The organism is Cerasibacillus quisquiliarum (assembly GCF_014202495.1).
Classification (GTDB): domain Bacteria; phylum Bacillota; class Bacilli; order Bacillales; family Amphibacillaceae; genus Cerasibacillus; species Cerasibacillus quisquiliarum.
This window is the reverse complement of the sequence record NZ_JACHHA010000007.1, coordinates 78,372-98,305: the sequence shown is the minus strand read 5'-3', so window position 1 is coordinate 98,305 and position 19,934 is coordinate 78,372. Positions and strand designations below refer to the sequence as shown.

The following is a 19,934-nucleotide window of genomic DNA, read 5'->3' as shown; positions in this document are numbered from 1 at the left end:
CAAATTAAAAGGAAGAGATGAAGTGGATTATCAAGTATTTATTTCATTAGGGATTTATATGTTAGGGATGATATTGATTGGATTATGGGCTTATAAAAGAACATCGAACATATCAGATTATATGATCGGTGGAAGAGAATTAGGTCCAGCTGTAACAGCATTATCGGCTGGGGCATCTGATATGAGTGGATGGATGGTTATGGGATTACCGGGAGCAATGTATGCTACGGGTCTTGCTAGTGCATGGTTAGCCATCGGTTTAACGATCGGTGCATATTTTAACTATATCCTTTTAGCACCACGTTTGAGAACGTATACAGCAGTTGCAAATGATTCTATTACAATCCCAGACTATCTAGAGAACAGATTCCAAGATTCATCAAAAATACTTAGACTTGTATCAGGTATTGTCATCCTTGTTTTCTTTGCTTTATATGCATCAGCAGGTATGGTCTCAGGTGGTAAATTGTTTGAAAGTGCATTTGGATTAAGTTATGAGACAGGATTATTCGTAACTGTTGGTGTGATTGTTATATACACATTATTCGGAGGATTTATTGCAGTTAGCTGGACAGATTTCGTCCAAGGTGTCATCATGCTACTCGCCTTAGTTATTGTTCCTATTGTTGCCTTTACAGAAATAGGTGGACCAACAACGATGTGGACAGACATTAAACAAATTGATCCATCTCGTTTAGATTTATTTAAAGGAACAAGTGTGCTTGGAATTATTTCATTTATAGCATGGGGTCTTGGATATTTCGGACAGCCACATATTATTGTTCGTTTCATGGCGATTAAAGATATTAAAGATTTAAAAGTTGCCCGCCGAATCGGAATCGGTTGGATGGCTATTTCTTTAATTGGGGCTATGCTTGTCGGGTTAATTGGGATTTCTTATTTCCAGAATCGTCAAGAATTACTAAGTGATCCAGAAACAGTGTTAATTGTATTTGCAAATATATTATTCCACCCATACGTTACAGGATTTGTGTTAGCAGCCATTTTAGCGGCGATTATGAGTACGGTATCTTCTCAGTTACTCGTTACATCAAGTGCTTTAACGGAAGACTTTTATCGTACATTTTTAAAAAAGGATGCAACTGATAGAGAACTCGTTCTTGTCGGTCGTATTTCTGTTTTAATTGTAGCCATTGTTAGTTTAGTTCTTGCTTATACACCGAATGATACGATATTAGACATCGTTGGAAAGGCTTGGGCAGGATTTGGTTCATCATTTGGACCAGTTATTTTATTAAGCGTCTATTGGAAGAAAATGACTAAGTGGGGCGCATTAGCTGGTATGGCTGTTGGTGGTCTCACCGTCATTATTTGGATTTTAACGGGTTTAACAGACGTTATTTATGAAATGATTCCAGGATTCTTCTTAAGTATGTTAGCAGTTATTGTTGTTAGTAAATTAACGACAAACGATGACCCTAAAGTAGAAGAACAGTATGAAGAAATGGAAAAACAGTTGGCAAAAAATATGAAATAACAATGCTGCATTTACCATTATTTTCGATAATGGTAAATGCATTTTTTATTTTGTTGTATACCATTGATGAGCGTCATATTCGTATATTTTTGAAAACGCTGTATACTAGAGGGTAAGATGAAATGGAGAAGTGATATTTATGCCTGTTGTCCAAGTTAACGGTATCGATCTGTATTATAAAGAAGCAGGGAATAAAGCTCATCCACCTCTTTTACTATTGCATGGATTAACGAGTCATCATCATCGATTTATACGTGAAATAGAAGTTTTCAAAAAAGACTTTTACGTGATTGCTGTTGATGCTCGGGGACATGGTAAATCAGATAGACCAGCTGAGTTCACATTAGAAGATCATATAAAAGATGTTATCACATTAATGGACGCGCTAGACTTAGATAAAGCATCTCTTTTAGGTGTCTCAATGGGAAGCTATATCGCACAAGGTGTAGCTATCAAACAACCAGATCGTGTTAAAAAAATGATACTGATTGGGGCAAAGGCTCATGGACACACATCATCTATGTCGCAATTGTTTTCTGAACATGCTGAAGAGTTAAAGGGCATGTCTTTCGAACAGCAAATGAATCGACTGGCGAAATATATGTTCTATGATTTACGCGCAGTCGGTAGATGGCTTCGTGATACTGAGAAGCGAGAACTGGCATTGTCGGCTAAAGAACAACAAGTTGCTCGGAAAGCATTAGCAGGTTTTGATTTTCGGCCTAATTTATCCAAAGTTAAAGCTAAAACCCTTGTTATTAGTGGAACATATGATGGATTAAATCCGCCAAAAGACGGTCGTGAAATTAGTGAGCTCATTCCGCGGACAACATTTATGGAATTTACAAAATCCGGCCATGCCCCACATGTTGAAGAGCCTGAGAAATTTATCCAAGTCGTATCGGAGTTTTTACGAGAATAGATCACTACCATAATTTTTCAATATCAGCATAGATATGAAGTTAAGGTGATGATTTTACATCATTAGAATATCACATCATATAGCCAATTCTCATTATGATAGAGTTAAATATCATTTAATTTTGGAGAAGGGTTAAATTGTGAAAAAGGCTTTACTTTTACTGTTTGATGATTATGCTGATTTTCAAATAGGCCACTTGTTGTTTTTTCTTAAAAAGAAAGGAAATTATCGTGTCATGACGGTTTCTGTAGAGGGGAAAGATATTGTTAGTTTAGGTGGATTAACCGTTAAGCCAGATTTATCATTATTAGATGTAAATATTGAAGAATTTAATATAGTTATCATGCCTGGCGGTGATACATTTGATCCATTATTAAGTAATGAATCATTCATCTACTTCTTAAAAAAGGTTCATTCATTAAACATACCGATTGCTTCTATCTGTGGTTCCGCTGTCTTATTAGGAAAGGCAGGAATACTGTTAAATCAAAAGTTTACTTGTAATGAACAGACATTCAAGCAATATAAAGAATATTTCTCTAATACAACGTATACAGGAGAAGATGTTGAATTAGGACAACAGATGATAACAGCTAAAGGAAGCTCTTTTACATCCTTTACAGTTGGAGATTATTTGAATTTATGGAGTAACGAAGAAGAAAAGCGTGATGCATGGGCATTTTGTAAGGGTGACTAATGAAGAATAAAATGGATGAATTTATTCTAACTTCATTTGAGGTAGGAGGAATAAGAACATGAATACGATTAAACAAGGGACGAATCAATTTTTTATTGGTAAAAGTGAGGAACAACCATTAGCGAAAATTACATTTATCCCTAAAGAAGACACATTAGTTGTTAATCATACGTTTGTTTCGGAACAACTTAGAGGACAAGGCATTGCTAAGAAACTCGTTGAAGAAGTCCTACGATATGCAAAACAAGAAAATAAAAAGATTGTTCCAGAGTGTTCATATGTCGATGTATTTAAACGTCGTTATCCAGAACATCGCAATTTATTTGTTTAAACATATGATTAACATTCACAGATCTCTTGTAAACTTTAAAAAAAGTACTGAAAAAAATAAAGAATCATGGTATCTTAGATATAGTAAATGAAATAATCATATCATGTCACTGAGTTGAATCAGGCATGGCGGTACATGTAGCAAGCAGTAAGACTATAGCTTGTTTCGTATCTCCATGCCTTTTTAAAATGATAAAAATTATACGATAGGAAAGGCTGATATTAGCCAAAATTTTATTGGAAGGGTGACAGCAATGTTTAAAAAATGGTTTAAAAAGGAAAACAAGAAACAATTAGATATTTATGCTCCCCTAAGTGGAAAAGTTTTTCCTTTAGAAGAAGTACCTGATCCTGTATTTGGCCAAAAAATGATGGGGGAAGGTTTAGCCATTCTACCGTATGATGGACAAGTCTTTTCTCCTGTTGATGGTGAGATTGTTCAAGTGATTAAATCAAAACATGCAATTGGGATACGTGCTCACGATGGGACAGAAATTTTAATTCATGTTGGTTTAGAAACTGTCGAATTAAAAGGCGAAGGATTTAATGTTCATATTGAAAATGGTGATACAGTAAAAACGGGTGAACTAATCATGACATTCGATCTTGAATTTATTAAACAGCATGCGAAAGATATTATTACTCCCATTGTTATTACGAGCAGTCTTAATGATACAAATAAGGAATATGTCGTAACAGATGCTACAGAGGTTAAAGCAGCTGATTCAATTTTGCTTACGGTGAAGGGACAATAAGGATGTGTTTTTTGCGCATTATGAAAGTATTAAATAATAATGCGGTCATGGTGAAACAAGATAAACATGAAAAAATTCTCGTTTAAAAAGATAAAAATAACTTAGTAAAACGGAATAAAGTTGAAAAGATTTTTGTCATATTCCCTAAATCATTTCGTTGTTCTGTGGAGATAGCCGCGAAGATATGAACAAAATATGACATTAAATTGCCCGAAGAAGAACGAGGTTATATTACGTTACACATTGAACGAATTAGAAATGTATTGACCTAATTTTATTCAATTTTTTATAGGGAGGAAATAAAAATGATGAAATATTTGCAACGGCTTGGTCGCTCATTAATGTTACCTGTAGCTGTATTACCAGCCGCAGCTGTTTTAATGGGACTAGGGTATTGGATGGACTCTGATGGATGGGGAGCAAACAATCTTTTAGCTGCCTTTCTTATTAAGTCAGGAGCTGCCATTATTGATAATATACCTATCCTTTTTGCGGTAGGTATTCCAATCGGTATGGCTAGAAATAAGGATGGATCTAGTTCACATGGTGCGTCGGCTTTAAGTGGACTTGTTGCCTACTTGGTTGTAACAACATTATTATCAACTGAGACTGTTGCACTATTTCAAGATATAGATCCAGAGAATGTTAATGCAGCATTCAGTCAGATTAATAACGCATTTATTGGAATCTTATCTGGTATTATTGCATCACATACGTATAATCGTTTTCATCATATTCAATTAACTGATGCTTTAGCATTTTTTAGTGGTAAACGTCTCGTTCCTATTATGACATCTGTCATGATGTTAATCACTTCAGGAATTTTATATTTTGTATGGCCTTTTGTCTATACTGCTCTTGTAAATTTTGGAGAATCAATTAGCGGTCTTGGTGCTTTAGGAGCGGGTCTTTATGGATTTTTTAACAGATTATTAATACCAACAGGACTACATCATGCGCTAAACTCGGTATTTTGGTTTGATGTTGCAGGAATAAGTGATATTAATAAATTCTGGTCTGGAGAAGGTATTAAAGGTGTAACTGGTATGTATCAAGCAGGTTTCTTCCCGATCATGATGTTCGGATTACCAGCCGCGGCTTTGGCTATGTATCATACAGCTAAAACAAAACGTAAAAAACAAGTCGCTTCTCTTATGTTAGCAGCTGGATTTGCTGCCTTCTTCACTGGCGTAACCGAGCCGATTGAATTTTCATTCATGTTCTTAGCACCTGCACTTTATGTTGTCCATGCTATTTTAACAGGATTATCTTTAGCCATTGCAGCACTCTTTCAATGGACAGCGGGCTTTACATTTAGTGCTGGTTTTGTTGATTTTGTACTCAGTTATCCATTACCACTCGCAAATAAACCGTATATGCTTCTTGTTCAAGGGCTTGTTTTCGCGGCTATTTACTATTTCTTGTTCCGTTTCTTAATTACGAAATTTGACTTAAATACACCAGGAAGAGAGGATGTTGCCCCACAGGGCGAAGCACATGATGAAGCTGAAGCAGGAGATAATCGATTTAAAAATATGGCAACCCAAATTTATGAGGGATTAGGTGGCGATAAAAATGTTATCTCAGTTGATTATTGTACAACGCGTCTTCGAGTAGAAGTAAACGACATGAATCAAGTTGATGAAGCGAAAATTAAAGCAACTGGTGTTCCAGGTACACATATCGTTGGAAAAAATAGTATCCAAGTGATCGTTGGAACAAATGTCCAGTTTGTTGCAGATGAAGTGAATAAACTTCGTAAATGATTTGGAAAATATAGTTAAAAAGGAATGCACTTTAAACAAGAGCATTCCTTTTTTATTTATAGCTGTTATCTTTAAAGCGATTGTTTTATAACGTGATCAGTACTCACATCATTGTATACCGTTAAAAAATGTTATTTATCAATAGTTTTATACTATGACTACATTCAATGCTTGGAAAATCTGTTTCATTAAATATCGTAGATCTGTTCAATAGTATTTACCGAATGACAATCTGTTTTTGTAGTGAATGAATTGTCGATAAAATACTTAAACTTGTTAAGTGACTTGTTTTTGGATTGGTAGGCGAAGGATTATTCTTTAAACGAATCATAAACTCACCGAATTCTCCTCTACCTTTAATTGTATGGATATTTTTATCAATTTGCGGATCGGCAATAATGTTTACTTGTGTTTTATCAATCCCTAATCCAGCTAAAGATAAGGTGATCGCGACGTTCGCGTTTTTTGGGAATTTTTCAATGGCAGACTTAGCATTTCCGGAAAAAACAATTTTCTCACATTCAACTTGCTCTTCTAATAAAGCATGTGCAGGTTTACGGGTTTCAAGGACAACTTCATTTAATCCATCTAACATTTTCCCCGCTTGAATGATATCGAGTCCTCCAATAGCTCCTGGAGGTAAATACAATTTCGTCTGATTTGTTTTTGTTAAGTTGTCCAAATGATCTAGTAATTTCACATCAACAAGTGCTCCTACACTAATTAATAACATATTTTTATTTCTGAGCACAATAGGGGCGTATTGTTGTGCTGTTTTAACATTTGCGCATTCTATGACTAAGTCGACATCGGATTGTAACAATTCTTCCGCACTGTAAAAGGGTGTAAAATGAAAGGTCTTTGCTAGTCTGGGCAGCTCATGCCTAGCTTTTGGCCTCTCATCTAAAACCGCTGTTATGTTACAATCTGGGATGATATCTTTTATATTAATGTTTTCAAGTAGGAATCTACCAATTGTTCCTGTACCTATTAATCCTAATTTCATGATGAATATTTGCTCCTCTCAAACATTTAGTTCCATTATATCAATCTTAATCGATTAAGATGATAAAAAAGCTAATTCATTATATAATAAGATTGAAAGTTATCATTATTTGGGAGGGATTAAGATGGTAGAAAAAACAAAGCCACAAACAAATAAACTCGTCGATTATGAAGAAAAAATGTCACGTGAACAAGCGGCGTCTCTCCTTGAATCCATTGCCGCAAAGCTAAAGAATGAAGGTTCCTTTACATTACATGTCGGTGATCAGTCTCAATTAGTAGAGCCTTCTGAAATGGTAACATTAGAAATAGAATTAGAAGAACGAAATGGAAAATATGAACTAGAATTCGAATTAGAATGGAAAGAAGGACAAGGCAAGAAGCAAACGTTACGTATAGATTAAAAAGAACAACGCATACGACATTTGCTCGTTATGCGTTGTTTTATTTTTAAGTAAGTTGGACTATTAAATAAACAAAGAAGGATAAAATAACGAAAAACATTATGATTAATGTCCACTTAATAAGCTGTTTAATGATTTTCTTATTCGAATATTGATGATGCATGCCTCTTATTGGAGACATATTGACAGCGCGTTCAGCTGGAATAACGGTGCCTAAAATGCCGACCACAATAGGAATGGCGCCAGTTGATAAAACAAGCCATAAATCATCAGTTGGTAACTGTTGATATAATAGCCACATCATTCCTGTTGCTAGTAATAAACCGATGATAGCCGCAAATAAACCAGTGAAAAAACCTTCAATCCAAATGAGATAACGTATATGGCGGTTTTTCCATCCGAGTGCTTTTAAAAGAGAGAGCTCTACTTGACGTTCTGAAATATTTTGCCACATCATTTCTGCTGTCGTTAAGATGGCGATTACAAGTGCGACAATCATTGAGGTATAGTGAACAGGTCCGATTTCAAGTGCTACATATTGCCCGAGCCATGTCGTATACATCACTCCACGAAGGCGAAACGTAATATAGAGAAATAAAGCGAGTAAACTTGTCGGTAAAGCAATAGCGACAATCGATAACAGACTTCTTCTCCACTTTCCAATAAAATGATTGAAAGCCATCGTTCCAATTCCACTTGTTCTTATTAAACGTTTTCCTGTTTTGGAAATTTCGCCCACTTGCATCGCTTCATATGGTTGAATTCGTATCGCTAAAAAGGCAGGAATAATCGCTCCTAAAACATAAATCAAAAAACCAATCAAGCCCGTTAATGTAAAACGGAATGGATCAACAGTAGCATCACTAGCGAAATACATCCAACCTAACATCGTCCATGAGATAAGAGCGACTGCCAAACCAAGAAGCAAAGATTGTAAGAAAAACAAACGACTTAGTTGACTTGGTTTCCATCCAACTGCGAGTAAAACTGCAAATTCCTTTCGACGCGAAAGTAAAGATACAAGACTTGAAGCCCAAACATAAATGATTGCGACAGCCATGATCGTTAAGATAAGTCCTGAAAACCCGATACGTGCTTCACGAAAGATTGTAATTGAGGTTCCTAATTTTACCCATGGTTGTTCGAACCAACCGGTTTCTTCCCTGTCATTAATTGCTGGTACGTTGATGAGTGTCGGTTGTGGGGAAGATCCGAGAGTGATATCTGTCATCAAGCCTGTTTTCTGCTTGATTTCCACAGCGACTTTTTCTACTTTCGCTTGACTATCTTCTGATAAATCGTTCACATCTTTTACTTTAATTCGAATCGCTGAAATTGGTTTATCACCGACGATTGCTTCAGCTGCTTCTAACGTCGTTAAAAGAACAGGTGGTTCAGCGATAAAATCTAAAGCATCATTCGTTAAACTGTTAGAAGGTATTAAAGTAAAGGGTGGGTTTATTGGCTTTAAGTTCTTATCGAGAACTAGTTTTGAATTCGCTGGCCGGTATGTTTCCATCGGTAATTCATTTGTAGGATCTTTTGAAATAGTCAATTTGGACGGATCATAGAATCCAATCCAGCGATGACGTACGTAAGGCCAAGAATCTTGATCTAGATTAAATGCAAATGTTTTCATTTCACGGAAAGATTCTTTAGTATACCCTGCATCATCGTATTGTATTTTTTTTAATTGAAAGGCAATAGGCCATCTCTCTGAGTAAGGACTTTGTTTATTTGCATATTGTAAAGCGCTTGGACGTTCTAAATTGACATGTTGAAACCCGTCAGGTTCATCTAAATATAACGTTCGATCGACAGGCTTTCCTGATTCCGTATCAAATCCAGAAATGCTGCTCATTAGTTTATTAAATATTTCTTTACTTGTAAGAGAGTATGTCTTTGTCATTGTGCTAGGTAATGTATCTAAATAAGCTTCTCCACCTTTTTTTATAATAGATTGAAGCGTTTTTTCAGCTGTTTTTCGTTCAAAAGGTATGTCTAATTTTTCGAATGTTACTGTTAGTTCATGATTACTGTAAGAATGATTACTCATTATAATAGGTATATCAATAAGAGGTGTATCTGAATCAGGCAATATCTCCATATGCACTTTATCATCTGGATTAAAGTAGCGACCACTTCCTATATCAATTATCGCTTCATCTAAGCCAACAAGCTTAGCTTCTTGCTCTGGGTCAATCGCCGCAAGTAATAATGTTTGTGGAATAGTAATGAAATCATCAGCAATACCATCAATAATAGGATAATCTTCAGGTTTATCTATAAGATTCTCATATAAAACATTCCAATCACCAAAAGCAAGATAAATTGTTTCTGTATAGATATCGCTTTGAATTCCATCATCTATTCTGTAATGATTATTTAAACGATAAATGCCGTTACCATCATATTCGTAAGGAGCAACTTTAAAATAATAATGTAAATCAACAATGGTAGCAATAGGTGCAGCAACATCTACGTTAGGCAGATTTTTGATTGTTTCATATTGTTTCTGAGAAATGCCACCACTAATGCCACTTAAATAATTCGGGTCAAGAAGTCCCACTTCTTCGGTAATACTTTTTGTTCCTTTAGGGCGAACAACGATATCATAAGATGATTTCCAACGTTTTTGCAGTTCATCAACAATGGTTCCTTTATTCATTTCTGCTAAGCCAACTAAATAAGTGAGTCCAACACTAATGATAAGTACACCAACTAGATTTAAGAAGAAACGCTCCTTTCTCCTCCACCAATTTTGCCAAATAAAGCGAATCATAATGCAACACCCAAATAATGGTCATATGTAACATTTCTTATAACTATATATACATATATTAATATGAAAAAAAACACCATATTTGGACCTCCTTCTCTATATTAAAAGAAGAGGAACTACTGTGTATAGTTAAGTGCCATGCTGATTGTTATGAGTAGCTCCTAGTTGAAACTTTACAGTTCATTTGTCGGTATCGGACATGTTCCGATACAAGAAACATAACCTTTATAGGTCGCACGCCACTTATTTTTGACTTTTTTTAAATTGACAAGATAAAGAGTCCCAGAATAACCATGTTTATTATATTTAATGGAATTCGGAGCATCATTTCTTTTTGAATAAGTTCTATTGACAGTTACAGAGCGTGTATAGGATTGTAGTGACTCTTCATTTTTATCCACTATTTGTACAATCTGAGAGGTTGGTGTTGCTGCTACAGGGGTTAAAAACAAGGATGAAATAAAGGCTGTTAAACCGATAAAAGTGAAGAGATTTTTCATATGATTTCCTCCCTTCTAAATATTATGACTCCATTATAGTCAATATGTTTTTTCACTTCAATATATTCTGACTAAAAAACAAAAAGATTTTTTCGACAATATTTTTATGTGGAAGTAGAGAAATGTATGAAGTTGATGCAAAAAGAAGAAAAGCTCATAAAAGGAGAAGTCCATTTTATGAGCAAAAACAGTTCTTGTTTTAAAAAAGGTAAGAAGTGACTTGTTTCATTTTAGAAGCATCAAGTGCTTTGGAAAAATCTTGATGAAGACGAACGCCTGAACCTATATGATATTCGGTGGCTTGAAGTTCGTTATGAAGTATTTTCAGATTACTTGGTTTGACACCACTACCAACTAAAATTTTCGGGCCATTTAATTGTTTTGAAAGTTGAATCAGTTGACGAAGGTTGTCTATTCCGTCAATTGCCTTTGGTTTACCACCTGATGTGAGAATGCGTTTAACATGATGTTTGTATTTATTTAATATGTGATAGGCTTCAACCTGTGAAAGAGCATCATCAAATGCACGGTGAAAAGTGATATCAAAGTCTGGAACACATTCGATAACTTTGTATAATAATCTCTCATCGATATATACGTCAAGTGAAAGTGCTCCAAAAACGATACGATTTCCACCTAAAGATTTAATCGCTAAAAGATCTTCTTTCATTATTTGCCAGTCTGTTTCATTATAAACAAAACGATAACTATGAGGTCGTATCATAATTTGAACTGGAATATTTGCTTTGTTTAAGACTGTTTTTATTGTGCCATAGCTTGGAGTTAGTCCGCCTTCCTGAATGGCACTGACAAGTTCAACTCGTGTAGCACCTAATCTTTCGACTTGTAATGTATCCGTTTCATTTAATGTAATAATCTCTAATTCCATCTATTGTACTCCTTTGTCATTTTGTAATGGTGCTTTTTCTATCACTCTCCCTTTTCTCCCTTCTGTCGTCTCGGCATGAATAAGAGAATGGATAATAGCTGATTCTGTTGCTTCTATCACAGCTTGAAAAATGACTTCCATTAAAGATTGATCATCTCTTATAAAAGTATATGAATCAAAAGGAGTTTCTTTTGAATGATGCAAGTGTTGTGCATTGGAAAAAGCAATGGCGATATCCCCACTTCCATTGGCAATGATACTGCCTGTTCGTGCTAATCCAGCTGTCGCGCGTTTAGCTAATCGTTTGAGTTGTCGGTCGTATAATGGGGCATCTGTCCCAATAATGATCATGATGGAGCCATCTGGTAAATCATTTTGTCCGTGGGGAAAGTTTTTAAATAGAGCATGTTCTTTTTTGCCAAAATTACTTAAGACAAGAACCCCGACGGTATAATGTTTATCTTCGAATGGGACGAGCCGTGAAGCTGAACCAATCCCACCTTTGTAACCGAAGCAAACCATCCCTTTACCAGCACCGATAGCCCCTTGTTGAATGGGACCAGTTGTTGCCTGGGTGATTGCTTGGATGGCATGACGCGGTTCAATGGCTTGTAAGCGCATAGAGTTCAAATAGCCATCATTACATTCACCGACGACAATATTAATTGAACTCGTCGAATCACCAATATCTGGGTTTTCGTCTAACATATAAGTGAGCGTTCCTTGTAATACAGGTCCAACACTAAATGTATTCGTTAACATAATTGGCGATTCGATTAAGCCAAGTTCATTGATTTGAATAAGACCTGCTGTTTTACCATAGCCATTAATAACATGTGAAGCGGCTGGTGTCTTATATGTAAATAAATTATTTTCATGTGGGAGAATAGCTGTTACACCTGTACAGATCGTATCTTGTTCATTAAGCTTTTTATACAGTGTGACATGCCCAACTCTCACACCCGGAACATCTGTTATATCATTATTTTTTCCAGAAGACAAAGTCACGCCACATTCTCCTTTATGAAAAGTTTTATTGTGATGTCCATGGAGATTTAACGTATACTCTCGTAAGAAAAACCATCACTGAGACCTCGTATTGAATCTTCAACGTATACTCTCGTAAGAAAAACGATCGCTGAGACCTCGTATTGAATCTTCAACGTATACTCTCGTAAGAAAAACCATCACTGAGACATCGCATTGAGGCTTCAACGCGTTCTCTCGTGAGAAAAAATCGCCCTGAGACAATGCATTGAATCCTCCAACACACTCAATCGCATGATACAGCATCGAGACATTGCATTAAATCTTCAACACGGCCCCTCGCACGAGCAAACCATCTTGAAACATCATATTAAATGAGCAATACATTCCATTTTAAACATTGAATTTTTATTCTAAGAGCATCGTACCATGATATGAAAAACGACGCTAGTCTCATATTTTACTCTTGCATAAGTTTGCAATGTTCAAAAGTTAACTTTATGATTAAGAAAACTTAATAAATTAAAATTTTATATATTTAGGGAGGATATCATGAAGAAGTGGAAAACATTACAATCTAACTATCTATATCAAACACCTTTTGGAAATTTACGTAAAGATATGTGTGAGCTCCCAGATGGACAGGTTATCGAAAATTATTATGTGAATGAGTATTCGGACTGGGTAAACGCCATTGTCCTTACTGAAGAAAACAACATTGTTTTAGTTAAACAGTATCGCTATGCAGCGAATGATTTCTTTATAGAAATTCCGGCAGGGAAACGAGAGAAGGGAGAAACATATGAGGAAGCTATTTTAAGAGAAATTCGTGAAGAAACTGGTTTTGTTTCAGATGAGGAGCCTATTTTGTTAAGTGAGTGCTTTGTCAATCCCGCTACACAAACAAATAAAGTAAGAACATATCTTATTCGAAACGCCTATCAAGCCTTCGAACAAGAATTGGATCCGATAGAGTTCATCGATATTAAAATCATGGATATCGATACCCTAGGAGAGTTAATTGATCGGGGAGAAGTAACTCAATTTTTTACAGTAAGCGCTTATTATATGCTAGAGAACTTTAGGAGGAAACACATATGAAAAAACAGACAAGGAAGAAATGATGGCTGGAAAAAAGTTGCACCGTTATTTTTCTGCAAAAGTACTCGTTTATTATGTTCATTCAATAAAAACGAATATAATCCCGTTTTAATAATAAACTTAATGAAAACATATACTTTTGAAAATATGAGTTAACCCGGTAATGAAATTAAGTTTCAAATCATTTCGCGATTAACTGGTATTTATTTTCAGAATTATGTACAATGAAAGTGAAAACATACAATTAGAATAAAGCTGACTATACATAATTTATCAACAATCATATTGAAATCCCAAAACGATGAATCGTGATTAACCATTTGCACTAAATATATTTAAAATCATGAATAAATTAGACAAGGTAGTTTCAAATGTTATTTAGCATTGAAAAGTCAGTTCAGTGAATACATTCAATCTTTTCGTATTTACAAACGATTAATCTACGTTTGGTTTAGAACAAGTTGAAGATTGGTAAGAAGCATGTCAGTCATATTTAACGTTTCATAAGAAGTAATACTTAATATTGTTTTAGATAAAATAAAAGCGTTTTAGTGCATAAATGGGGAGAAATGATGGACGGATGGCAAAGAGAGATTTACGAAAAATCAATTTGGCGGATCATGACACGGTCATAGGAATCGTGCGAGCGGACGAACACCATATGTCATTAGAGCTTTAGAATATACAAAAAGCAATTTAAGCTTTTCGTTAAACTTTAAAAAAATATAAGGAGGCTAATAGAAATGACTAAAGAAGAAAGAATGGCTTCTGACATTTTGACTCAAGTTGGTGGCAAAGAAAATGTACGGCGGATCGCTTTTTGTATGACACGTTTAAGATTATCATTAAAGGATGACAACCTTGTTAACCATGAAAAACTAAAAGATGTTGAAGGGGTGCTTGGTGTTGTTGAAGATGAAACGTTGCAAATTGTAGTCGGGCCTGGGATAGTTAATAAAGTAGCTCATCACGTAAGTAAAATGACGGGTCTAAGTATAGGGGAAGAAGCAGATGTTGATGAAGATCGTTTAACATTTGAAGAAAAAGCGGCTTTAGATAAAGAAAAAATAAAACGAAAGAATCAAACACCTTTTAAAAGATTTTTGCGCCGGATTGGAAATATCTTCATTCCATTAATTCCAGGTCTTGTTGCTTCAGGGATTATTAATGGGACGGCTAACTTCCTAAAAAACGCAGATATTGGTACTGAAACGAACTGGATGCAAATCTTACTCTTATTAGGTGGGAGTATTTTTTCAATTTTAGCTGTTCTTGTTGGTTGGAACACGGCTAAAGAATTTGGAGGAACACCAGTACTTGGGGCGATTGCTGGTATTATTTTATTTAATCCGATGCTACCAGACATAGTCATTTATGGCGAACCACTTGTTGTCGGTAGAGGTGGATTATTCGGGGTTATTTTTGCCGCATGGTTGATGACCTTTGTTGAAAAACAAGTAAGGAAAATTATCCCAAGCGCAGTAGATATTATCTTTACGCCTCTTATTACCGTGTTAGTCGTTGGTATCGTATCGTTATATGCTGTTATGCCTGTTGCTGGCGTATTATCTGATGGCATTACGAAGGGGTTAACCGCTTTAATCGAAACAGGCGGAGCGCTGGCAGGAGCAGTATTAGCAGGATTCTTTTTACCACTTGTAATGGTCGGCCTACATCATGGATTAACACCAATTCATTTAGAATTAATTAATACGTACGGCAATACAGCATTACTAACCATTCTTGCTATGGCAGGAGCGGGGCAAGTTGGTGCAGCGATTGCTATTTATGTCAAAACAAAAAATCAACGTCTAAAAAATATCATTAAAGGTAGTCTTCCAGTCGGATTCCTAGGAATAGGTGAACCACTATTATATGGTGTGACGCTACCACTTGGACGTCCGTTTATTACAGCTTGTATGGGTGGAGCACTAGGTGGTGCTTTTCAAGCGATGATGCATACGGCAGCTAAAGGGATTGGGGTATCTGGACTTTCATTGATTCCACTCATTGATGATGGAAAGTATATTCTTTATTTTCTCGGTTTAGTTATTGCTTATACAGGCGGTTTTTTATTCACCTACTTATTCGGATTTAAGGAAGACATGGCAAGAAATATATAAAGCATAAAAAGAGCACATACTTTAAAATTTCATTGATTAGGTGAACCTTATAAGGAGAATTTATATGCTAGGAATTTCCGTTTACTTAGGACATGATACAATAGCCAATCAAGAAGCTTATATTCGGAAAATGAATGAAAATGGCTTTAAATCAATTTTTACGTCACTCCATATTCCAGAAGATGATCCATCACGTTATAATGAACAATTACAGCATCTAGGTAAACTTGCACAAGAATTAAAGATGGAATTAATGGCTGATATATCGCCTGCATCCTTAAAACTGTTAGGAATGAATTGGAAAACGGTCAAACAATTACGTGATTGGGGCGTGACGGGCCTAAGAGTCGATTATGGTGTTGATGAACAAACAATCGTTGATTTATCAAAAAAAATAAAAATAGCTTTAAATGCGAGTACAATAACAGAACAATCATTGTTGGAATTAAAACGAATGGGGCTTGCTTTAGATTATATAGAAGCGTGGCATAATTTTTACCCTCGCCCTGAAACAGGATTAGGATGGACTGATTTTGTTAAGCGAAATAAATGGTTAAAAAGTGAGGGCTTATCAGTCATGGGGTTTATTCCTGGGGACGGTCACCTTCGTGGTCCTCTTTTTTGCAAGTTACCGACTTTAGAAAAACAACGAAATCAAGTCCCGTTTACGTCATTTATTGAAATGAAACAAGAAGGGTATGTTGATAAAATATTAATTGGAGATATAACAATAAGTGCACAGTCACTAGAGCAATTTACTGCATTTAGAAAGGGGAATTTTTTAATTCGGGCGCAGGCACATCCTAAAATAAATCCTTTACTTTTGAAAAGATTAGAAGGAACACATACGAATCGATTAGATCATGCAAGGGATGTCATACGCTCTGTAGAATCAAGACAATATGCTTCAGTTAGTAACAGCGACATAAAACCATTTAATTGTAGTCAGCGTCCTATTGGCACCATAACAATTGATAATGAAAAATATTTGCGTTATCAAGGAGAAGTACAAATAACACGAACGGATCTCCCAGCAGATGAGAAAGTAAACGTACTTGGTCGAGTCATCCCTGAAGATCGCTTATTATTGAAGCATATAAAAGGGAATCATACATTTAATATAAAGTGGGTAAAATAACTATTTTTTGGCTGAATGAAAGAAAGCGCCTAAAGAGGTTCCGACCATGATTTTGCAAGGGGCAAAGGATATGATGTCACCAGATGATATACGACGGACCATATTAAAGGAAATCGTCCATGCTCAATTTATCGAATTTCATGAATCAGGTCATTGGATGTTTATGGAAGAAGCGGACAAGTTTAATCATGTTGTGCGTGAATTTTTTGGGAAAAACAATTAAAAGTGGGAAGTCATATATGAAGCCGCAATATAACCAGAAAGCACTTGCTTTTATTGCGACTTCACCTACCTTATCTTCTATATTCCTTTTCCACACCATTTGTAAATTCGATTGATAGTTCAAAAGTCGCTCCATCAGGAATATTGAAGGCATCACTGATTGTATTTAATACTTCTTCATCAGGTGTATTTTCGTCAAAGTCAAAGTCACTAAAAATGGGGTCCAACTTTTTTAACGCCTCATCTCCTTTGAGTCGTAAGTCTTGAAGACGGTCGATATATGTTGCTTCAACCTTATTCGGTTCATTGTCATATTCAACTTCTATAACATCTTCTTTACCCTCATGGTCAACTTCCAAATCAAACTCTTGAAAAACATACGGTGTGACAGTCGTTTGCTCATTTGTTGAATTTTCCATGGCATCCTCATCTTCGGGCTGTTTTGTTAGCTTTCCTTGTTCATCTTCTGGTAATGATGAATTAGCCGGTGGATTCGTTACTTTATCACCAGCAATACATCCTACTTGAAGAAATAACGAGCTGATAACTAGACTTAAAATTATTTTTTTACGCATCCGATTCACTCCTTTTATATTTAAAATACCCAATTAGAGAATATTTATTTATTATCATGTAAAATGTGTTTTAGATATAAGCTAACTATATAAAAGCTTGCCGAATATAATTTATTTAGTTTTCATCAAACTTTCACATTGAATTGATAAGATGAACATGACTCGAGTAACTGGAGGAAATAAACATGACAGCAGCAGTATGGAAATTAGGCTCTATAGGCATCATTGTCTTTAGCTTAATAATGGGTTTTATCTTTTATTATGTGATGAGCCCAGCTCATAAAAAGGAGAAGAAAAAGCACTTAGAAGAGACAACCTCACTTTTAATTAATTTCATTATTTTTATTTGGTTAGGGAAGATTTTGGTTAATATAAACATATTTATTGAAGACCCGTTAGCTATTTTAGCATATCCGAGTGATTCCAATGCTTTTTACATAGCTGTTTTATTGACAGCTTTGCAAATCATCTACAAAACGAAGAGAAAACAATTTGATAGTATGACCTGGTTTGTGTCATTTGTACCGATTTTTATATTCGGTTCATTCGTGTATGAATTTATTCAGAAAGTGGTATTTAACAATAGTATTGGATTTCACAGTATCGTTTTCCACGCTGGGATACTCATTCTTTATGTGATACGGCAAGGTAAAGATGAAAAAAACGCCCTTTCTCTATTGATGATGTTATTATGGAGTATCGGTCAGCTGCTGTTAGCGTTTATTATGCCCTATGCGTCTCTTTTCGGTTACTTAATGGCGCCATGGTTTTTAGTGATATTAATTGTATTATTTATTACTTTATTCATTTATGAGAAAAGGAAGGTGTCTTAAATGACAACGGCAGCAGATTTAACGATATGGTTAGCTTTTGGAGCTGGTGCATTATCATTTTTATCACCGTGTACATTACCACTTTTTCCGGCTTATTTATCGTATATAACAGGAATGAGCGTGAAAGAATTAGAAGGTAAGAAAGAAATGAAAGTTCGTAGCAAATTGATGTTGCATTCTATCTTTTTTTTAATAGGTGTTTCATCTGTATTTATTAGTTTAGGAGTTGGCATTTCATTTCTTGGCTCTTGGCTTCAAGATTTATTTATAGGAGATTCGGGTAAATTAATCCAGCGATTGGCTGGCATCTTTATTATTGTGATGGGATTATTCGTTGCCGGCTGGATTTCTATTAAGCCGTTTATGAATGAAAAACGGTTTCAATTTACTAAGAAGCCAGTCGGTTATTTGGGCACACTTTTTGTCGGCATGGGATTTGCAGCGGGTTGGACGCCGTGTATCGGTCCCATTTTCGCGTCTATATTAGTTGTTGCTGCAGCAAATCCGACACAAGGAACTGTTTATACATTGGCTTATGTACTCGGTTTTGCTTTACCATTTCTCATCCTAGCATTTTTCATCGGTTCTACACGCTGGATTGTAAAGTATAGTGAGAAAATAATGAAAGTCGGTGGTGGTTTAATGGTTGTGATGGGACTTTTATTGTTTACAGGACAAATGACGCAAATTTCAACATTTTTATTGAAATTCGTTGAAGATACATGGTTAATGAATTTAGGCTGATGGGGGGAATGAATCGTGAATAAAAAATGGATTTTCATCGTCATTATAGTTGGGATGTTAGGCTGGGCTATCTATGACTTCGGTATTAAAGACAAAGCATCATCATCTAGTGAACAAGTTAAACAATTAGACAATAATGAAACTGATAAAGAAGAAAGATCACAAAACAAATCTGGAGAAGCCATGATTAAAGAAGGTCTAGAAAAAGGAGATTTAGCGCCAGACTTTGAATTAGAAACATTAGAAGGTGAAAAAGTGTCATTATCTGATTTTCGAGGAAAACGTGTCATGTTAAACTTCTGGGCAACATGGTGCCCACCGTGTCGTGCTGAAATGCCTGATATGCAGAAGTTCCATGAGAATAAAGATGTCGTAATCTTAGCGGTTAATTTAACTGAAACAGAGAGCAGTGAAGACAATGTTCCAAAATTTGTTGAAGAATATGGTATTACATTTCGTGTACCACTAGATGTGGATTCATCTGTTTCAACACTGTATCAAATCCGCCCCATTCCAACGACATATTTAATTGATTCAAACGGCATGATTCACAATGTTGCATTTGGTGCCATTAACTATGAATTAATGGTACAAGAATTTGAAAAGATGCAATAAGTTGTTTGTTTGATATACAATGAAAGAAAGAGATGTCCGGTGAGGTGG

Annotated in this window: 20 protein-coding genes and 1 pseudogene; 15 read left to right on the top strand and 6 right to left on the bottom strand. The window is 35.5% G+C overall.

Annotated features, from left to right (window positions below):
* The first annotated feature begins 22 nt into the window (after window positions 1–22).
* The 7 genes and pseudogenes from putP (at window position 23) to nagE (ending at window position 5,968) form a co-directional block, all read left to right on the top strand.
* On the top strand, window positions 23–1,498 hold the full coding sequence (putP, locus tag HNQ35_RS09415; RefSeq protein WP_146937561.1) for a sodium/proline symporter PutP: 1,476 nt from the start codon (window positions 23–25) through the stop codon (window positions 1,496–1,498).
* A 139-nt stretch (window positions 1,499–1,637) separates the two neighbouring features.
* On the top strand, window positions 1,638–2,420 hold the full coding sequence (locus HNQ35_RS09410; RefSeq protein ID WP_146937559.1) for an alpha/beta fold hydrolase: 783 nt from the start codon (window positions 1,638–1,640) through the stop codon (window positions 2,418–2,420).
* A 139-nt stretch (window positions 2,421–2,559) separates the two neighbouring features.
* Window positions 2,560–3,117, top strand: a complete 558-nt coding sequence (locus HNQ35_RS09405; protein WP_170226654.1) for a DJ-1/PfpI family protein — start codon at window positions 2,560–2,562, stop codon at window positions 3,115–3,117.
* A gap of 58 nt (window positions 3,118–3,175) precedes the next feature.
* Window positions 3,176–3,448 (top strand): GNAT family N-acetyltransferase, encoded by a 273-nt coding sequence (locus HNQ35_RS09400; RefSeq protein ID WP_146937556.1) that lies wholly within the window; start codon window positions 3,176–3,178, stop codon window positions 3,446–3,448.
* 253 nt (window positions 3,449–3,701) lie between these two features.
* Window positions 3,702–4,202 (top strand): PTS sugar transporter subunit IIA, encoded by a 501-nt coding sequence (locus HNQ35_RS09395; RefSeq protein WP_146937554.1) that lies wholly within the window; start codon window positions 3,702–3,704, stop codon window positions 4,200–4,202.
* Between the two features lie 194 nt (window positions 4,203–4,396).
* A pseudogene (locus HNQ35_RS14515) lies at window positions 4,397–4,474 on the top strand (PRD domain-containing protein); the annotation flags it as partial.
* 33 nt (window positions 4,475–4,507) lie between these two features.
* Window positions 4,508–5,968: an N-acetylglucosamine-specific PTS transporter subunit IIBC gene (gene nagE, locus HNQ35_RS09380; protein ID WP_146937552.1), complete on the top strand. Its 1,461-nt coding sequence runs from the start codon at window positions 4,508–4,510 to the stop codon at window positions 5,966–5,968.
* 217 nt (window positions 5,969–6,185) lie between these two features.
* On the opposite strand, the gene nadX is transcribed toward nagE, so the two are convergent.
* On the bottom strand, window positions 6,186–6,974 hold the full coding sequence (nadX, locus tag HNQ35_RS09375) for an aspartate dehydrogenase (protein ID WP_146937550.1): 789 nt from the start codon (window positions 6,972–6,974) through the stop codon (window positions 6,186–6,188).
* Window positions 6,975–7,098: 124 nt separating this feature from the next.
* Here nadX and HNQ35_RS09370 point away from each other — a divergent pair, with 124 nt between their 5' ends.
* Window positions 7,099–7,377, top strand: coding sequence for an amphi-Trp domain-containing protein (locus HNQ35_RS09370; protein WP_146937547.1), 279 nt, complete (start codon window positions 7,099–7,101; stop codon window positions 7,375–7,377).
* Between the two features lie 46 nt (window positions 7,378–7,423).
* Here HNQ35_RS09370 and HNQ35_RS09365 read toward each other — a convergent pair whose 3' ends face one another.
* The 4 genes from HNQ35_RS09365 to HNQ35_RS09350 all read right to left on the bottom strand — a co-directional run bounded on the left by HNQ35_RS09365 (window position 7,424) and on the right by HNQ35_RS09350 (window position 12,556).
* Window positions 7,424–10,159 (bottom strand): ABC transporter permease, encoded by a 2,736-nt coding sequence (locus HNQ35_RS09365; RefSeq protein ID WP_146937545.1) that lies wholly within the window; start codon window positions 10,157–10,159, stop codon window positions 7,424–7,426.
* 173 nt (window positions 10,160–10,332) lie between these two features.
* Complete coding sequence (locus HNQ35_RS09360) at window positions 10,333–10,659, bottom strand: hypothetical protein (protein WP_146937543.1); 327 nt, start codon at window positions 10,657–10,659, stop codon at window positions 10,333–10,335.
* Between the two features lie 199 nt (window positions 10,660–10,858).
* Window positions 10,859–11,548 carry a copper homeostasis protein CutC gene (locus HNQ35_RS09355; protein ID WP_146937541.1) on the bottom strand — a complete coding sequence of 230 codons (690 nt, stop codon included), beginning with the start codon at window positions 11,546–11,548 and terminating at the stop codon, window positions 10,859–10,861.
* Entirely contained in the window at window positions 11,549–12,556 is a 1,008-nt protein-coding gene (locus tag HNQ35_RS09350) for a DmpA family aminopeptidase (RefSeq protein ID WP_146937538.1), read from the bottom strand.
* 531 nt (window positions 12,557–13,087) lie between these two features.
* Here HNQ35_RS09350 and HNQ35_RS09345 point away from each other — a divergent pair.
* The 4 genes from HNQ35_RS09345 (at window position 13,088) to HNQ35_RS09330 (ending at window position 17,120) form a co-directional block, all read left to right on the top strand.
* Complete coding sequence (locus tag HNQ35_RS09345; RefSeq protein WP_146937536.1) at window positions 13,088–13,636, top strand: NUDIX hydrolase; 549 nt, start codon at window positions 13,088–13,090, stop codon at window positions 13,634–13,636.
* A 743-nt stretch (window positions 13,637–14,379) separates the two neighbouring features.
* On the top strand, window positions 14,380–15,759 hold the full coding sequence (locus HNQ35_RS09340; RefSeq protein ID WP_146937534.1) for a PTS transporter subunit EIIC: 1,380 nt from the start codon (window positions 14,380–14,382) through the stop codon (window positions 15,757–15,759).
* A 64-nt stretch (window positions 15,760–15,823) separates the two neighbouring features.
* Window positions 15,824–16,897 carry a DUF871 domain-containing protein gene (locus tag HNQ35_RS09335; protein WP_146937532.1) on the top strand — a complete coding sequence of 358 codons (1,074 nt, stop codon included), beginning with the start codon at window positions 15,824–15,826 and terminating at the stop codon, window positions 16,895–16,897.
* A 46-nt stretch (window positions 16,898–16,943) separates the two neighbouring features.
* Window positions 16,944–17,120: an alpha/beta fold hydrolase gene (locus HNQ35_RS09330; RefSeq protein ID WP_146937530.1), complete on the top strand. Its 177-nt coding sequence runs from the start codon at window positions 16,944–16,946 to the stop codon at window positions 17,118–17,120.
* Window positions 17,121–17,190: 70 nt separating this feature from the next.
* Here the strand turns inward: HNQ35_RS09330 and HNQ35_RS09325 are convergent, their stop codons facing one another.
* Window positions 17,191–17,694 carry a YusW family protein gene (locus tag HNQ35_RS09325; RefSeq protein WP_146937528.1) on the bottom strand — a complete coding sequence of 168 codons (504 nt, stop codon included), beginning with the start codon at window positions 17,692–17,694 and terminating at the stop codon, window positions 17,191–17,193.
* Window positions 17,695–17,879: 185 nt separating this feature from the next.
* Between HNQ35_RS09325 and HNQ35_RS09320 the strand changes: the two genes are divergently transcribed.
* Genes HNQ35_RS09320 through HNQ35_RS09310 form a run of 3 tightly spaced genes read left to right on the top strand, consistent with a single transcriptional unit; the run spans window position 17,880 to window position 19,886 of the window.
* Window positions 17,880–18,527, top strand: coding sequence for a hypothetical protein (locus HNQ35_RS09320; protein ID WP_174771669.1), 648 nt, complete (start codon window positions 17,880–17,882; stop codon window positions 18,525–18,527).
* Window positions 18,528–19,271 carry a cytochrome c biogenesis CcdA family protein gene (locus HNQ35_RS09315; protein WP_146937526.1) on the top strand — a complete coding sequence of 248 codons (744 nt, stop codon included), beginning with the start codon at window positions 18,528–18,530 and terminating at the stop codon, window positions 19,269–19,271.
* A 15-nt stretch (window positions 19,272–19,286) separates the two neighbouring features.
* Window positions 19,287–19,886, top strand: coding sequence for a TlpA family protein disulfide reductase (locus HNQ35_RS09310; RefSeq protein WP_246118075.1), 600 nt, complete (start codon window positions 19,287–19,289; stop codon window positions 19,884–19,886).
* Window positions 19,887–19,934: the final 48 nt, after the last annotated feature.

Bases quoted from the DNA above. Each gene is read 5' to 3' on its own strand.
- nagE (WP_146937552.1), top strand. From the start codon at position 4,508: ATGATGAAATATTTGCAACGGCTTGGTCGCTCATTAATGTTACCTGTA.
- HNQ35_RS09315 (WP_146937526.1), top strand. From the start codon at position 18,528: ATGACAACGGCAGCAGATTTAACGATATGGTTAGCTTTTGGAGCTGGT.
- HNQ35_RS09395 (WP_146937554.1), top strand. From the start codon at position 3,702: ATGTTTAAAAAATGGTTTAAAAAGGAAAACAAGAAACAATTAGATATT.
- HNQ35_RS09370 (WP_146937547.1), top strand. From the start codon at position 7,099: ATGGTAGAAAAAACAAAGCCACAAACAAATAAACTCGTCGATTATGAA.
- HNQ35_RS09335 (WP_146937532.1), top strand. From the start codon at position 15,824: ATGCTAGGAATTTCCGTTTACTTAGGACATGATACAATAGCCAATCAA.
- HNQ35_RS09400 (WP_146937556.1), top strand. From the start codon at position 3,176: ATGAATACGATTAAACAAGGGACGAATCAATTTTTTATTGGTAAAAGT.
- HNQ35_RS09360 (WP_146937543.1), bottom strand. From the start codon at position 10,659: ATGAAAAATCTCTTCACTTTTATCGGTTTAACAGCCTTTATTTCATCC.
- HNQ35_RS09355 (WP_146937541.1), bottom strand. From the start codon at position 11,548: ATGGAATTAGAGATTATTACATTAAATGAAACGGATACATTACAAGTC.
- HNQ35_RS09325 (WP_146937528.1), bottom strand. From the start codon at position 17,694: ATGCGTAAAAAAATAATTTTAAGTCTAGTTATCAGCTCGTTATTTCTT.
- HNQ35_RS09330 (WP_146937530.1), top strand. From the start codon at position 16,944: ATGATTTTGCAAGGGGCAAAGGATATGATGTCACCAGATGATATACGA.
- HNQ35_RS09410 (WP_146937559.1), top strand. From the start codon at position 1,638: ATGCCTGTTGTCCAAGTTAACGGTATCGATCTGTATTATAAAGAAGCA.
- HNQ35_RS09320 (WP_174771669.1), top strand. From the start codon at position 17,880: ATGACAGCAGCAGTATGGAAATTAGGCTCTATAGGCATCATTGTCTTT.
- nadX (WP_146937550.1), bottom strand. From the start codon at position 6,974: ATGAAATTAGGATTAATAGGTACAGGAACAATTGGTAGATTCCTACTT.
- HNQ35_RS09345 (WP_146937536.1), top strand. From the start codon at position 13,088: ATGAAGAAGTGGAAAACATTACAATCTAACTATCTATATCAAACACCT.
- HNQ35_RS09340 (WP_146937534.1), top strand. From the start codon at position 14,380: ATGACTAAAGAAGAAAGAATGGCTTCTGACATTTTGACTCAAGTTGGT.
- HNQ35_RS09365 (WP_146937545.1), bottom strand. From the start codon at position 10,159: ATGATTCGCTTTATTTGGCAAAATTGGTGGAGGAGAAAGGAGCGTTTC.